Genomic DNA, 15050 nt, shown 5'->3' with positions numbered 1-15050 from the left:
TATTTCACGCGTAAAAGCCGCCGGTGTCGCCTCGGCCGGACGGCATAGGCGCAATCCTGGCGGCACCTCGTCACTCGGGTCCCGAACGCCCCACCGAGGTGCAAAGCTTCATCAAAGGTTCACTTAAGCTCAAGCCGCGCGGGCCGTTAAGCCGAAAGTCGCTCGCTAGGCCTAACTTCCATGCAACCTCTCTCGCCCCCCCGATCCGCCGCGCCGCGCATCGAGGAGTTGATCGCCCGGCGCGATCTGTCGGCGGTGTTCCAGCCGATCATCGACTTCAACGACGGCGCGATTCTCGGCTACGAAGGCCTGATCCGCGGACCGGCCGGCACGCCGCTCGAAGCGCCGTACGCGTTGTTTTCGCAGGCGCTGGCCGAGGGCTGCGCGATCGAACTCGAACGCGCGGCCGCGCACACCTGCATCAAGGCGTTCATGCAGTTGGAATGCGAGGGCAAACTGTTCCTCAATTTCAGCGCGGGCGCGATCCGCCAGCTAGCCGAAGCGCGCGACGACTCGCTGGCGCTGCTGCGCCATTGCGGCGTCGATCCGCAACGGATCGTGATCGAATTGACCGAGCAAAGCACGATTGCCGACGTCGGCAGCTTCCTGCCGGTGATCACGGCGCTGCGCACGGCCGGCGCGCAATTCGCGCTCGACGATTACGGCACCGCGAACGCCAGCATGAATCTGTGGGTGCGGCTGCAACCGGACGTCGTGAAGATCGATCGCTTCTTCATTCACGACATCGCCAGCGATCCGCTCAAGTTCGAAGCCGTGCGCGCGATGCAGCACTTCGCCAACGCGAGCGGTGCGCGTCTGGTCGCTGAGGGAATCGAGAACGAGGCAGATCTGATCGTGGTGCGCGACATGGGGATCGGCTGCGGACAAGGCTATTTCTTCGGCCGGCCGAATGCGCAGCCGTCCCGCAGCGTCACCGACGACGCCCGCGAAGCGCTGCGCGCCGGCCACATCGCCGTGTTTCCCGAAACCACGCGCACGCTCAGCAGCGCATCGCCGTCGGGCGGCATGGCGTCGGCGAAGATGCTGGTGCACGCGCCCGCGCTGCCGCGCGAGGCCTCCAACAACGACGTGCTAGATCTATTCAACCGCCTGCCCGATCTGCACGCGGTTGCGGTGGTCGAGCACGGCGAACCGGTCGCGCTGATCAACCGGCGCAGCTTCATGGACCGCTATGCGCTGCCGTACCACCGGGAGTTGTTCGGCAAGCGCCCGTGCCTGCAGTTTGCGAACGCGTCACCGGTGGTCATCGAGAAATCGATGACCGTCGAGCAGATGGCCCAGCTCCTCGCCAGCGACGATCAGCGCTATCTCGCCGACGGCTTCGTCATCACCGACAACGGCAAATACGCCGGCCTCGGCACCGGCGAAAAACTCGTGCGCGCGGTGACCGAGGTGCGCATCGAAGCCGCGCGCTACGCGAATCCGCTGACCTTTCTGCCGGGCAATATCCCGATCAGCTCGCACATCGCCCGCCTGCTCGGCAACGACGCGGGCTTCTACGCGTGCTACGTCGACCTGAATCACTTCAAGCCCTTCAACGATCAGTACGGCTACTGGCAAGGCGACGAAGTACTGAAGTTTGCCGCCGTCGTGCTTGCCGACGTCTGCGACCCGACCCGCGACTTTCTCGGCCACGTGGGCGGCGACGATTTCCTGCTCCTGTTCCAGAGCGACGACTGGAAGGAGCGCGTGCTGCGCGCGATCCACGTGTTCAACGAAGGCGCGCAGCGGTTCTACGCGCCGGCCGACCGGCTGGCCGGCGGCATCCATGGCGAGGACCGGCGCGGCAATCCGACCTTCTTCGGCTTCGTGACGATGGCGATCGGCTGCGTGCGCGTCGAGCCGGACGGCGGACCGTCGTTCTACAGCAGCGAGGAAATTGCGTCCGTGGCGGCACTGGCGAAGCGGCGCGCCAAGCACGAGACAAGCGGTTTCGTGCTGATCGATGCAAGCGAGAGCGTCGCGTTGCTGCGGGGACAGACGGAGGTCGCGCACGCGGCGCCCAACTAGGCCCGCAGGCTTTGCCGGGTCGCTCGAAACGGGGTTGTTTAGCAATTTTTACTAAACAAAATATTTCCGACTAAGCCCCGTGTATACGGGTATTTACCTGTGTCGATCGTGTGTTTTCTGGGCTGTTTCAGGCGTGTTTTACTATACAATCGCCCGAACCCAAACACCGTGCGGCCGCCCTCTTGCGTCCGCTTCATTCGATGGCCACAACCATCCGCGACGTCGCCCGGGCGGCCAGCGTGTCGATCGGCACCGTCTCACGCGCACTGAAGAACCAGCCGGGCCTCTCCGAGGCCACCCGCGTACGCGTCGTCGAAGCCGCGCGGCAGCTCGGCTATGACGCCGCGCAGTTGCGCCCGCGCATCCGCCGCCTCACTTTCCTGCTGCATCGGCAGCACAACAACTTCTCGGTCAGCCCGTTCTTTTCGCACGTGCTGCACGGCGTCGAAGACGCCTGCCGCGAACGCGGCATCGTCCCTTCGGTGCTGACGGCGGGCCCGACCGAAGACGTGATCCAGCAGATGCGCGTGCACTCGCCGGACGCCGTGGCGATCGCCGGTTTCGTCGAACCCGAAACGCTGACCACGCTGGTGGCGATGCAGCGCCCGCTCGTACTGATCGACCTGTGGGCGCCCGGCTTGCGCTCGGTGAATCTCGACAACGCCGCGGGCGCCACGCTCGCCATGCGTCATCTGTTCGAGCAGAAGCGCACGCGCGTCGCATTCATCGGCGGGTCGCTCGCGCACTTCAGCATCGCGCAGCGCGCGCTCGGTTACCGGCGCGCGTTTTTCGAAGCGGGCCTGCTGTTCGATCCGTCGCTGGAACTGACCATCGACGCCGGCCTCGACCCCGACAGCGGCGCCGCGCGCGCGATGCACCAGTTGCTCGACGCGCCCGGCGCACGCCCCGACGCCGTGTTTGCCTATAACGACGCCGCCGCGCTCGCCGCGCTGCGCGCGTGCCTTGCGCGCGGCCTGCGTGTGCCTGAGGACATCGCGATCATCGGCTTCGACGACATTCCCGCCGCCGCCCACGCCACGCCGCCGCTGTCGACCATTTCGGTCGACAAGGAAGCGCTCGGCCGGCGCGGCGTCGAGTTGCTGCTCGAAGAGGCCCCCACCCAACTCGAAGTCCGCTTGCCCGTCCATCTCATTGCCCGTGCCAGTACTTTGGTGAAAACGTCATGATGCAATCCGATCCGCTTCACTCCGCAGCGAACGGCGCGGCCAATGCCGTTGCCGCCGCGCCGCCGCCCGTCGAGAACTTCCGCAGCCCCGAATTTCTGCTCTCGCATGTGCAGGACACGCTGCGCTTCTACGCACCGAACGTGCTCGACCCGAGCGGCGGCTTCTTCCATTTTTTCCGCGACGACGGTTCGGTCTACGACAGGACCACGCGCCATCTGGTGAGCAGTTGCCGCTACGTCTTCAACTACGCGATGGCGTATCGCCAGTTCGGCGACCCGCAGCATCTCGAGTATGCGCGCCACGGTTTGCGCTTCCTGCACGAAGCGCATTGGGACACCGAGCACGAGGGCTACGACTGGGAACTCGAATGGCGCGACGGCCACAAGCGCACGCTCGACGCGACCCGCCACTGCTACGGTCTCGCCTTCGTGCTGCTCGCGTATGCGCATGCGGCGATGGCGGGCATCGAAGAAGCGAAGCCGATGATCGGCGCGACCTTCGAGCTGATGGAACACCGCTTCTGGGACGCCGCCGCGGGCCTCTACGCCGACGATGCGACCCCCGAATGGCACGTCAGCTCGTACCGCGGCCAGAACGCGAACATGCACACGACCGAGGCGCTGCTTGCCGCGCACGAAGCGACCGGCCATCTCGTCTATCTGGATCGGGCGGAACGGGTGGCGTCGAACATGACGCTGCGGCAGGCGAAGCTGTCGCAGGGGTTGGTGTGGGAGCACTTTCACGCGGACTGGTCGATCGACTGGCATTACAACGAGGAAGACAGCTCGAACATTTTCCGTCCGTGGGGCTTCCAGCCGGGCCACCAGACCGAATGGGCGAAGCTGCTGCTGATTCTCGAACGCTACCGTCCGCTGCCGTGGCTGCTGCCGCGCGCCGTCGAGCTATTCGACGCCGCGATGACCCATGCCTGGGACGAAGACCACGGTGGCCTCTATTACGGCTTCGGCCCGGACGGCACCGTTTGCGATCACGACAAATATTTCTGGGTGCAGGCCGAGACATTCGCGACTGCTGCGCTGCTTGGCCAGCGCACCGGCAACGAACGCTTCTGGGACTGGTACGACGAGATCTGGCGCTACAGCTGGGCGCATTTCGTCGATCACAAGCATGGCGCGTGGTATCGCATCCTCACCTGCGACAACCGCAAGTACAGCGACGAAAAGAGTCCGGCCGGCAAGACCGACTATCACACGATGGGCGCGTGCTACGAAGTGCTGGCGCACGCGCTGCCTTCCAGCGCTGCTGGGGCGCCTGAATCCGCGGAGTAAGCACAATGAGCCCAAACACCGAATTTCCCTTCTTCGTTTCCGCCGGCGACATCCTCACCGATCTCGTGCGGACCGGCCCATCGCAATGGCTGTCGCGTCCGGGCGGCGCCGGCTGGAACGTCGCGCGCTGCGTGGCGCGGCTCGGATTGCCGACGGCCTGCGCCGGTTCGCTGGGCGTCGACAATTTCTCCGACGACCTCTGGAACGCGAGCGTCGCCGCGGGTCTCGACATGCGCTTCATGCAGCGTGTGGAGCACCCGCCGTTGCTGGCGATCGTTCATCAGACGCATCCGCCGGCGTATTTCTTCATGGGCGAAAACGGCGCCGATCTCGCGTTCGATCCGGCGCGCTTGCCGGCCGGCTGGATGGAGCAGGTGAAGTGGGCGCATTTCGGTTGCATCAGCCTCGTGCGGCAGCCGCTTGGCGACACGCTTGCTGCGCTGGCCGCCGAGCTTCGCTCGCGCGGCGTGAAGATCAGTTTCGATCCGAATTACCGGAACCTGATGGAGCATGGATATGAACCGACGCTGCGGAAGATGGCTGCGCTGGCTGATTTGATCAAGGTGTCGGATGAGGATTTGCGATTGCTGTTCAAGTCCGCCGATGAGGCGCACGCGCTGGCGCAATTGCGGGAGATGAATCCGGCTGCGACGGTGCTGGTGACACGTGGACCGGAGCCGGCGATGTTGATCGACGGCGCCAAGGTAGTCGAGGCTCGTCCGCCTCGGGTCGAGATTGTCGATACGGTTGGGGCCGGGGATGCCTCAATTGGCGGCTTGCTGTTCAGCTTGATGACTGCTCCGCAGCGGTCCTGGGCGGAGCATCTGGCTTTTTCTCTGGCCGCCGGCGCGGCGGCGTGCAGGCATGCCGGGGCGCATGCGCCTTCTTTGGATGAAGTCGTGGCGCTGCTGTGATTGTTTGCCGGCGGCGGTCATAACCAAACAGGGAATGCCGCCGCAGGCAAACAGTTCGACGACCGCCGCCAAAGGCAAAAAAGCCGACCCCGTGCTAGGATAAAAGTCACACCTTGGGAAGGAGCCAGCGCCATGGAAGACATCACCTACACCAAGGGTATCTACACCGCCATCGCTTCGGTCCGCGAACTCAGCAACGACAAGTTCCAGGGCGTGGTCGCCCTCTCCCGCGATGAAGGCGACCCAACCGCCGACCCGGAATCCACTCTCTACGAAGTCGACGCCACCTCGTCGACGCCGGACGAAGCCCTCGAGGAAGCCAAAGCCCTCGCCCACCGGATCCTCGGCGAAATCGAACTGTAGGCGGCACGGCGCCACGCCCATCGCGCAGCGCCATCCCTGAACCAACCGGCTGGAGGCGATCATGGCTGAACAGCTCTTCCTCTACGGCGTCTACTCGATTCACGTCCGCCCGCTCGAACTGAACGGCGCGCGCTGGGACGCGGAATACGAAATCCGTCATCGTGAAAAAGCTGTCAAATCGTGGACGACCGTCGGCAGCGACGACGGCTACACGGACGAAGCCGAAGCAATCGCCGCCGCGCACCACCAAGCCGTCGACGACATAGAACACGGCGCCGGTATTCCAGAGCCGCGCGCGTTTCCGTAAAGCCGGAACGAGTGCATCGATCGACACCCCTGCGGTAAGTTCGGCACGCAGAGCGGCAGTCGAGTACACCTGCCAGACAAGCGTCGCGGCGCTCGCAAGAATCGCAGCCCGCGTGGGCCGCTCAGGTTCCGCTCAGGTTCCGCTCAGGTTCCGTTCGGGCTCCATTCGGGCTCCATTCGGGCTCCGTTCGGGCTTCATTCGGGTTCCGCTTTCGCCACACGCGCGGCACGCCCGAAATCACCTTCCGCACGCCGATCGGCGTGCTACGCTTTGCGCGTTTTCATCTCCACGAGCACATGATGGCAACCGAATCGTCAGACCGCTTTTCCGGCACCGGCGATGCCGATGCGCACGCGCAGCGACGTCGCGCGCGCGGCAGCCGCGAGTTGCGCCTCGACGATCGCGTGGTCATCGCGCACGGCATGCCGACGCCGCTCTGGCAGGATCTCTATCACCGCGCACTCGCCGTCCGCTGGCCGACGTTTTTCGTGTCGCTCGCCTTGCTGTTCCTGTTGCTCAACACCGTGTTCGCCGCGCTCTACATGCTGGGCTCGGCGACGATCGCCAATCAGTTTCCGGCGGGTTTCGGCGGCGCATTCTTCTTCAGCGTCGAAACGCTCGCGACAGTCGGCTACGGCGACATGCATCCGCAAACCGTCTACGCACACTGGATCGCGACGCTGGAAATCTTTGTCGGCATGTCGAGTATCGCGTTGGCGACGGGGCTGATCTTCGCGCGCTTTTCGCGCCCGCACGCCAAGATCATGTTTGCCCGCTACGCAGTCGTACGGCCGCTCGACGGCCGCATGACGCTGATGGTGCGCGCCGCCAATGCCCGTCAGAACGTCATCGCCGAAGCGCGCGCGAGGCTGCGCATCATGCGCCTGGAAACCACCATCGAAGGCTATACGCTGCGCAAGCTCTACGACCTGACGCTGGTGCGCGAGCAGCATCCGGTATTCAAACTGGGCTGGATCCTCATGCACACCATCGACGAGAACAGTCCGCTGTTCGGCGAAACCGCCGAGACACTCAAAGGCCGCGACGCGTCCCTGCTGCTCACCATCGAAGGGGCCGACGAGTCGACCTCGCAGACCATGCAGGCGCGCCACCTGTGGACTTGCGATCAGATTTACTGGCAATACCGCTACGCCGACATCATGAGCGAGGAAGAGGGAGTGAGTCACATCGACTACGCGCATTTTCACGAAATCGTTCCACTCGACCCGGCGCCCGTCGCGGTCACGGCGAAAGCGCCGGTGTGAAGCCATAGCGCAAGCCGCGTCGGCTATCGCGCCGCCGCACCAGGGCATACCCGAAGCCGGCCGGCGCGTGGCATTTCCATCTCAAAAACTCGCTAAAACGCGCAGGTCTTCGCGCGCATTCACCATCGAACGCGCGAGGTAGCAAAAATCCACTCTAATCGGCGCTAAAAAATAGAGTCTCTTTCGCTGCGTCACCTCACGTGGTCCCCACCACACGCGCGGATGCAAAACCCACAACCTTGCTGCATGGAATCGGAGTAAGTGCTTTGCATGGGACCGGAGTAACACGCTATGGGGCTGGAGTAAGCGCTAAAGCGCTAACTCCAGCCGACACGTGAACTCCGGTCGACAGCTGAAGCGCGAACTCCGATCGACAGGAGACTCACCTATGACCGCTCGCCTGCCCGTCGATGGCACGCCCGCTCTCGCCGACTACAAGCTGTCCGACAACCTCACCGCGACGCGCGGCCGGATCTTCCTGACCGGCACGCAGGCGCTGGTGCGTCTCGCGCTGATGCAGCGCGCGCTCGACAGGACGCACGGCATGAACACCGCCGGCTTTATCAGCGGCTATCGCGGCTCGCCGCTCGGCATGGTCGATCAGCAGTTGTGGAAGGCGGGCAAACTGCTCGCCGCCAGCGATATCCGCTTTCTGCCCGCGATCAACGAAGAACTCGGCGGTACCGCGGTGCTCGGCACGCAGCGCGTGGAAGCGGACCCGGAGCGCACCGTCGAGGGCGTATTCGCGATGTGGTACGGCAAGGGCCCCGGCGTGGATCGCGCGGGCGACGCGCTGAAACACGGCAACGCGTACGGCTCGTCGCCGCACGGCGGCGTGCTGGTGGTGGCGGGTGACGACCACGGTTGCGTGTCGTCGTCGATGCCGCATCAGAGCGACTTCGCGATGATGGCGTGGCACATGCCGATCGTGAATCCGTCGAACATCGCCGACATGCTCGAATTCGGCCTGTACGGCTGGGCATTGTCGCGCTTCTCGGGTGCCTGGGTCGGCTACAAGGCGATCTCCGAAACGGTCGAATCCGGTTCGACGGTGGACCTCGACGCGCTGCAAACCGAATGGACGATTCCACAGGATTTCGACACACCGGCGGGCGGTCTGCATAACCGCTGGCCCGATCTGCCGAGCCTGACGATCGAAGCGCGAATGCACGCGAAGCTCGACGCGGTGCGTCATTTCGCGCGCATCAACAGCATCGACAAATGGATCGCGCCGAGTCCGCACGCGAACGTCGGCATCGTGACGTGCGGCAAGGCGCATCTCGACCTGATGGAAACGCTGCGCCGGCTCGATCTGACCGTTGCCGATCTGGAAGCGGCCGGCGTGCGGATCTACAAGGTGGGTTTGTCGTTCCCGCTGGAAATGACGCGTATCGACGCGTTCGTTGCGGGGCTTTCGGAAGTGCTGGTGATCGAGGAGAAAGGCCCGGTCATCGAACAGCAGATCAAGGACTATCTGTACAACCGCACGCAAGGCACGCGGCCGATCGTGATCGGCAAGCATGCGCAAGACGGCACGCTGCTGCTGTCCTCGCTCGGGGAATTGCGGCCGTCGCGCATTCTGCCGGTGTTCGCGAACTGGCTCGCGACGCACAAGCCGGCGCTCGATCGCCGCGAGCGCGTGGTCGATCTGGTCGCGCCGCAAATCCTCTCGAACGCCGCGGACAGCGTGAAGCGCACGCCGTATTTCTGTTCGGGCTGTCCGCACAACACCTCGACCAAGGTGCCCGAAGGTTCGATCGCGCAGGCGGGGATCGGCTGTCACTTCATGGCGTCGTGGATGGAGCGCGACACCACCGGACTGATCCAGATGGGCGGTGAAGGCGTCGACTGGGCCTCGCATTCGATGTTCACGAAAACGCGCCACGTGTTCCAGAATCTCGGCGACGGCACCTACTTTCACTCGGGCATTCTCGCGATCCGCCAGGCGGTGGCCGCGAAAGCCACCATCACGTACAAGATCCTCTATAACGATGCGGTCGCGATGACGGGCGGCCAGCCCGTCGACGGCAGCATCTCGGTGCCGCAGATCGCGCGTCAGGTGGAAGCCGAAGGCGTGTCGCGCTTCGTCGTGGTCAGCGACGAGCCGGAGAAATACGACGGCCATCACGATCTGTTTCCGAAGGGCACGACGTTCCACCATCGCAGCGAAATGGACACCGTGCAGCGCCAGTTGCGCGACACCGACGGTGTGACCGTGCTGATCTACGACCAGACCTGTGCGGCGGAAAAACGGCGTCGCCGGAAAAAAGGCGAGTTTCCCGATCCGGACAAGCGCCTGTTCATCAACGAGGAAGTCTGCGAAGGCTGCGGCGATTGCGGCGTGCAATCGAATTGTCTGTCGGTCGAACCTGTTGAAACCCCGCTGGGCCGCAAGCGTCGCATCGACCAGTCGTCGTGCAATAAAGACTATTCATGCGTGAACGGCTTCTGCCCGAGCTTCGTCACCGTCGAAGGCGGCAAGCTCAAGAAGGCCGCAGGCGTCGCGTTCGATCCTCAAGCGCTTGCCGCGCACGTCGAAGCGTTGCCGGTTCCCGCCACGCACCTCGATGCCGCGCCGTACGACATTCTGGTGACCGGCGTCGGCGGCACGGGCGTCGTGACGGTCGGCGCGCTGATCAGCATGGCCGCGCATCTGGAAGGCAAGAGCGCCTCGGTGCTCGACTTCATGGGCTTCGCGCAAAAGGGCGGCTCGGTGCTGTCGTTCGTGCGCTTCGCCGCGCGCGACGAGTGGCTCAACCAGGTCCGCATCGACACGCAACAGGCCGACGTGCTGCTCGCCTGCGATATGGTGGTCGGCGCGAGTGCCGACGCGCTGCAGACGGTGCGTCACGGCCGCACGCGCATCGTCGTCAACACGCATGCGATTCCGAATGCGACCTTCGTGCAGAACCCGGATGCCACGCTGCACGCGGACGCATTGCTCGACAAGATGCGCCACGCGGCAGGCCCGGAACGCATGGCCACCTGCGACGCGCAAGCGCTCGCCACGCGCTTTCTCGGCGATACGATCGGCGCGAACATTCTGATGCTCGGTTATGCCTGGCAACTCGGCCTGGTGCCGGTATCGTTCGCGGCGATGATGCGCGCGATCGAGCTGAACAACGTCGCCGTGCAGATGAATCAGCTGGCGTTTTCGATCGGCCGTCTGGCCGCCGCCGATCCGGCTGCGCTCGAAGCGCTGTGGCAAGCGCGGCATCTGGCGAAGCAGCCGGTACGCGTCGATACGCTCGACGAACTGATCGCACATCGCGAAGCACGCCTTCAGACGTATGGCGGCGCGAGCTATGTGAAGCGCTATCGCGCGCTGGTCGACGCGGCACGGCGTGCGGAAGGTGCGGTGGATGCAAAGAGCGAGCGCCTCACGCGCGCCGTGGCGACGACGTTCTATCGTCTGTTGGCGGTGAAGGACGAATACGAAGTAGCGCGCCTGCATACGGATAGCGCGTTCCTTGAAGCGCTTGAAGCTCAATTCGAAGGCGTGGCCGGCAAGGACTTCGGCATCAGGTTCAACCTCGCGCCGCCGACGCTCGCGCGTCCGAAACCCGGCGTCAATCCGACCAAGAAGACCTTCGGTCAGTGGATGTGGCCGGTGCTCGGCATGCTGGCAAAATTCCGCGGCCTGCGCGGCACGATGCTCGATCCGTTCAGCCGCACGCTCGAACGCAAGATGGAGCGCGAACTCGCCGGCGACTACGAAACCACGCTGCAACGCGCTTTCGCGAAGCTCGATGCGGGCAATCTCGAAGACGTCGCGAAGCTGGCCGATCTGCACGCTCGCGTGCGCGGCTACGGTCACGTGAAACTGGCGAATCTGGCGGGCGTGAAGCGCGGTGAGCGCGATCTGGCCGTACGCTTGCAGATCGAAGCCGCGACGGGCGCGGCGGTGAAGAAGTCGCTGGAAGAGGTGAAAGGCGCCGGGCAGTTGCGCGGGATTCCGGTGGTCGTGGCGAAGTAATCAATTCGGTATCTCGACTGCGTCGAGCACGGCTTCGATCAAACCGGCGCTCGGCGTCAGGCCGCCCTCGCCCATCGCTTCACGAGTTCGAGACGGTTCGCGCCGGCTTGCGCGGCAAGCCGCGCGTCGGCGACGGTCGTGGCGATGACTTCAAGCAGAACGGGTATGAGTGCGGCTGGGCGTCGTTAAAAACGACATGATCTCAGAACCGCTCTTCGTCGACCCAGTCGATATCGCCGCACAGCACGCAAGTCTGCTCGCCGACACGCGTCGCCACCGATAGCGTCACGCACGGCAGCGCCTCGTTGATCGACAGATACGGACGCGTGACATGCACACGTTCCGGCGCATTGATCGCCGCGCGAAAATACGGACGACGCAGCCAGTTCGCCCCTTGCGCGTCGGCGAGCGGTAGAAAGCGCGTTTCGTGCGCCGCGCGATCGGCGCGCAGCACGACGTTGCGGCCCGCCTGCCTGCCTTTCGCGTCGAGCAGAAAGCAGCGCGCGGCGTGATCGAGCGCGAGAAAATTCCAGCACACTTCCTCGAGCGGTTCACCTGCGGCCAGCCGTTCCGCGGCGCGCTCGAACGCGCGCAAATACGGCGCGAGACGGCTCGCGTTGCGGCGCTCGCGCGCTTCGGTCTGATCCCGGTAACGATCGGTGAGTTCGCCGATGCAGGCCGCCGCGTGCGGCGCGTCGGCCACGCCCGGGTTCGGACGGCCGAAGAAAAAACCCTGCACGAAGTCGGCATCGCAAGCGAGCGCCATCTGCGCTTCGTGCTCCGTTTCGACACCTTCGATCAGCACCAGCTTGCCCGCCTCGTGAAGCAGCGCGACCAGCCCAGGCAGGATCGTCCCCATATCGGCTCGGTGCGCGGCATGCGACAGCATGATGCGGTCGAGCTTCACGATATCGGGATTCAGTTGCCAGATCCGTTCGATGTTCGAATGGCCCGCGCCGAAATCGTCGAGCGCAATCAGGAAGCCGCGCTCGCGGAACTGGCGCACTGCATCGGCGAGGCGTTCGAGGTCTTCCGCACGCTGCTCGAGCACCTCGAGCACGATGCGCCGCGGCGGCAGATCGAGCCGGCGCAGATTGGCCAGCAAGGCGGCGGAGTGATACGGATCGGTGAGCGCGCCGGGATGGACATTCAGGAACAGCCATTCCCGCTCGGCGCCGAGCACCTTGAAGTTTTCCAGATGCAGCGTCTGGGCCAGCCGGTCCACTTGAAGAATGTCGCCCAGCCGCGCGGCCTCGCCGAATACGTCGAGCGGCGACACAGGCCGGTCCAGCGCGTCGTGCGCGCGCAGCAAGCCCTCATAACCGACCGCCCGCATATGCGACAGGCTGAAGATCGGTTGAAACACGCTGGTCAATGTCAGCTCGCCGTGCTGCACGGAAAAGCGTTCGAGCCCCGAGGTCACCTCGACCTCGAAGCCATGCGGCGCGGCGGCCGTTCTTTCGTGTTGCGCAATCGTCATGCAATCCTCTCACGCGAGAGTCGGGCCGGTCCGAACGCGGAAGCGAACAACGTCGGCGCCGTCTCTCGAAATGTGCGTCATCGATATTGCTTAAGCAAGCTCCATGCGCACGGTGCCGCACATTCGAATGAAATTCGCATGAAAGATTGCACCGACAGAAGGGTTCATGCGTCGACTGTGGGCGCAAAACGCACCGTTGCGGTGCATTGCCTTTTTTTGAGGCGCTTGCTATCGGTACGGCCGGTGCGTTGCCCGTCTGACGATGACGGCAAGCGTGGTCGGGCTAAACTTCGGCCTCGTGGTTCTCTTACGCTTTCCTTGTATCTCGCCCGGACCTCGCTTGTAGTTGCCTTGCGCCTCGTGATTGAAACGCGACGTCGTCGTCGACGATGACAGAGGAAACACCGTTATATCTCCAGAAATAGAGCGATGGAAATTGTCTTTACCGTACTGATTCTTTTGCTGGCTGTCGCCGCATCCGGCATCGTCGCCCGCGTGCTGCCGTTTGCGTTACCGCTGCCGCTCGTACAGATCGCGATCGGCGCACTGCTCGCATGGCCGAGGCTCGGCCTGCACGTCACCTTCGATCCGGAAATCTTCATGATGCTGTTCATTCCGCCGCTGCTGTTCGCGGACGGTTGGCGCATCCCCAAGCGCGAATTGTTCATGGCACGCCGCTCGATCCTGATGCTCGCGCTCGGGCTGGTTTTCATGACGGTGCTGGTGGTCGGCTATTTCGTGCATGCGCTGGTGCCCTCGATTCCGTTGCCGGTCGCGTTCGCACTTGCCGCCGTGCTCTCGCCGACGGACGCGGTGGCGCTCACCGGTATCGCCGGCAAGGGCAGGATTCCTGGGCGGCTGATGCACATCCTCGAAGGCGAAGCGCTGATGAACGACGCGTCGGGCCTTGTCGCGTTGAAGTTTGCGATTGCTGCTGCGTTGACCGGCGTGTTTTCGCTGCGCGACGCGTCGATCAGCTTCGTGATCATCGCGGTGGGCGGTCTCGCGACCGGTGCTGCGGTGAGCTGGTTGTTCAGCATCGTGTCGGCGCATTTTCTGCGCGTCACCGAAGAAGGCGATCCGGCGCCCGGCGTGGTGATGACGCTGCTGATTCCGTTCAGCGCGTATCTGATCGCCGAGCGCTTCGAGCTGTCGGGCATTCTGGCCGCGGTCGCCGCCGGCATGACGATGAACTACGCGAGCATTGCGAACGCCGGACCGGCTGCCTCGCGTGTGCGCGCCGCCAGCACGTGGACGATGATCGAGTTCGTCTTCAACGGCATGGTGTTCATTCTGTTGGGGCTGCAGTTTCCGCACATCCTGGGCCGTGCGTTGCTCGATGCGCACGAGATCAGCAACACGCAGGTGTGGCTGCTGATCGGCTACATCGCCGAGGTGACGATGGCGCTCTACGCGATGCGCTTCGTCTGGGTATGGCTGCTGCGCTGGTTCGCGAGCCGCGGCGCGGCGAAGCACGGCATGACGAATGCGGTGCCGGGGCTACGCACGGTGACGGTGACGACCGTGGCGGGCGTGCGTGGCGCAGTGACGCTGGCGGGCGTGCTGTCGTTGCCGGAAGTATTGCCGGGCGGCACGCCGCTGCCGGGACGGGACCTGGCGATTTTCATCGCGTCGGGCGTGATTCTGACTTCGCTGCTGGTGGCAGTGGTGGCGTTGCCGCTCCTGTTGCGAGGCTGGCGCAAGGGGAAGGATCCGCATGCTGCGGAGGAGGCGCTGGCGCGCACACTTGCGGCGCAAGCTGCGATTCGCGCCGTCGACGAGTTGCACGAAGCCGAGTGTGCGGATCTCGACGAATCCGCATCGGCGTATGCGGCGGATGTCACCGCGAGAGTGATGGATTTGTACCGGCGACGGCTCGCTACGCTTGGAGATGAAAAGGAGCCGCGCGAATTGGCGCGGCGGGCCGATGCGCTTGAATTCCGGATGAAGCTGGCGGCGATGAGAGCGGAGAGGAAGGCGCTGTTGGCACTGCGGAATACGCAGAAAATCAACGACGAGACTTTGAATAAGTTGATGCGGGAGGTCGACTTGCTGGAGACCGCGCTGACTAGTCGAGGACGGTGAGCGGTTTATTTCGCCGCAGGCGCTGATTGTTTTTTCTGCTTGCGGCCCGCGTTTTTCTGTACGCCCTCGCGCCGTTGGCCTTTCTTTTTGCAGCAAGGAAAGGCCAACGCCGCAGGCAGGCGTCCAGGCAGGTGTCCCATCACGCCGCGAAGG

The 15050-nt window shown here is 64.2% G+C and carries 10 protein-coding genes and 1 pseudogene; 9 read left to right on the top strand and 2 right to left on the bottom strand.

From position 1 onward, the window contains the following. Nucleotides 1-180 precede the first annotated feature (180 nt). The 8 genes from DLM46_RS03710 to DLM46_RS03675 all read left to right on the top strand — a co-directional run bounded on the left by DLM46_RS03710 (nt 181) and on the right by DLM46_RS03675 (nt 11332). Nucleotides 181-2031: an EAL domain-containing protein gene (locus DLM46_RS03710; protein ID WP_115099427.1), complete on the top strand. Its 1851-nt coding sequence runs from the start codon at nt 181-183 to the stop codon at nt 2029-2031. Between the two features lie 200 nt (nt 2032-2231). After that, the gene (locus DLM46_RS03705) at nt 2232-3218 is read left to right on the top strand and encodes a LacI family DNA-binding transcriptional regulator (protein ID WP_115099426.1); all 987 of its coding nucleotides are present in this window, start codon (nt 2232-2234) and stop codon (nt 3216-3218) included. Next, nucleotides 3215-4507 (top strand): AGE family epimerase/isomerase, encoded by a 1293-nt coding sequence (locus DLM46_RS03700; protein WP_115099425.1) that lies wholly within the window; start codon nt 3215-3217, stop codon nt 4505-4507. Before DLM46_RS03705 ends, DLM46_RS03700 begins: the two co-directional genes overlap by 4 nt. A 5-nt stretch (nt 4508-4512) precedes the next feature. Then, nucleotides 4513-5421, top strand: coding sequence for a carbohydrate kinase family protein (locus DLM46_RS03695; RefSeq protein WP_115099424.1), 909 nt, complete (start codon nt 4513-4515; stop codon nt 5419-5421). Between the two features lie 132 nt (nt 5422-5553). Further along, complete coding sequence (locus tag DLM46_RS03690) at nt 5554-5784, top strand: hypothetical protein (RefSeq protein ID WP_115099423.1); 231 nt, start codon at nt 5554-5556, stop codon at nt 5782-5784. Nucleotides 5785-5845: 61 nt separating this feature from the next. Then, complete coding sequence (locus DLM46_RS03685; RefSeq protein ID WP_115099422.1) at nt 5846-6091, top strand: hypothetical protein; 246 nt, start codon at nt 5846-5848, stop codon at nt 6089-6091. Nucleotides 6092-6390: 299 nt separating this feature from the next. Then, the gene (locus DLM46_RS03680; RefSeq protein WP_115099631.1) at nt 6391-7356 is read left to right on the top strand and encodes an ion channel; all 966 of its coding nucleotides are present in this window, start codon (nt 6391-6393) and stop codon (nt 7354-7356) included. A gap of 388 nt (nt 7357-7744) precedes the next feature. Further along, nucleotides 7745-11332: an indolepyruvate ferredoxin oxidoreductase family protein gene (locus DLM46_RS03675; protein ID WP_115099421.1), complete on the top strand. Its 3588-nt coding sequence runs from the start codon at nt 7745-7747 to the stop codon at nt 11330-11332. Nucleotides 11333-11338: 6 nt separating this feature from the next. Here the strand turns inward: DLM46_RS03675 and DLM46_RS40045 are convergent. Further along, a pseudogene (locus tag DLM46_RS40045) lies at nt 11339-11499 on the bottom strand (copper homeostasis protein CutC); the annotation flags it as partial. Nucleotides 11500-11534: 35 nt separating this feature from the next. Next, complete coding sequence (locus tag DLM46_RS03665) at nt 11535-12812, bottom strand: sensor domain-containing phosphodiesterase (protein ID WP_115099420.1); 1278 nt, start codon at nt 12810-12812, stop codon at nt 11535-11537. Between the two features lie 429 nt (nt 12813-13241). On the opposite strand from DLM46_RS03665, the gene DLM46_RS03660 reads away from it, so the two are divergent. Further along, nucleotides 13242-14897, top strand: coding sequence for a Na+/H+ antiporter (locus tag DLM46_RS03660; protein ID WP_115099419.1), 1656 nt, complete (start codon nt 13242-13244; stop codon nt 14895-14897). Nucleotides 14898-15050: the final 153 nt, after the last annotated feature.

The sequence above is a fragment of the Paraburkholderia lacunae genome, from assembly GCF_003353175.1.
Lineage (GTDB): Bacteria > Pseudomonadota > Gammaproteobacteria > Burkholderiales > Burkholderiaceae > Paraburkholderia > Paraburkholderia lacunae.
Note: the sequence above shows the minus strand (reverse complement) of the source record. Positions and strands in the feature narration are given on the sequence as shown.

What these genes read in the sequence shown, in the direction of transcription:
- DLM46_RS03710 (WP_115099427.1), top strand. Translation starts at nt 181, where the DNA reads ATGCAACCTCTCTCGCCCCCCCGATCCGCCGCGCCGCGCATCGAGGAG.
- DLM46_RS03705 (WP_115099426.1), top strand. Translation starts at nt 2,232, where the DNA reads ATGGCCACAACCATCCGCGACGTCGCCCGGGCGGCCAGCGTGTCGATC.
- DLM46_RS03700 (WP_115099425.1), top strand. Translation starts at nt 3,215, where the DNA reads ATGATGCAATCCGATCCGCTTCACTCCGCAGCGAACGGCGCGGCCAAT.
- DLM46_RS03695 (WP_115099424.1), top strand. Translation starts at nt 4,513, where the DNA reads ATGAGCCCAAACACCGAATTTCCCTTCTTCGTTTCCGCCGGCGACATC.
- DLM46_RS03690 (WP_115099423.1), top strand. Translation starts at nt 5,554, where the DNA reads ATGGAAGACATCACCTACACCAAGGGTATCTACACCGCCATCGCTTCG.
- DLM46_RS03685 (WP_115099422.1), top strand. Translation starts at nt 5,846, where the DNA reads ATGGCTGAACAGCTCTTCCTCTACGGCGTCTACTCGATTCACGTCCGC.
- DLM46_RS03680 (WP_115099631.1), top strand. Translation starts at nt 6,391, where the DNA reads ATGGCAACCGAATCGTCAGACCGCTTTTCCGGCACCGGCGATGCCGAT.
- DLM46_RS03675 (WP_115099421.1), top strand. Translation starts at nt 7,745, where the DNA reads ATGACCGCTCGCCTGCCCGTCGATGGCACGCCCGCTCTCGCCGACTAC.
- DLM46_RS03665 (WP_115099420.1), bottom strand. Translation starts at nt 12,812, where the DNA reads ATGACGATTGCGCAACACGAAAGAACGGCCGCCGCGCCGCATGGCTTC.
- DLM46_RS03660 (WP_115099419.1), top strand. Translation starts at nt 13,242, where the DNA reads ATGGAAATTGTCTTTACCGTACTGATTCTTTTGCTGGCTGTCGCCGCA.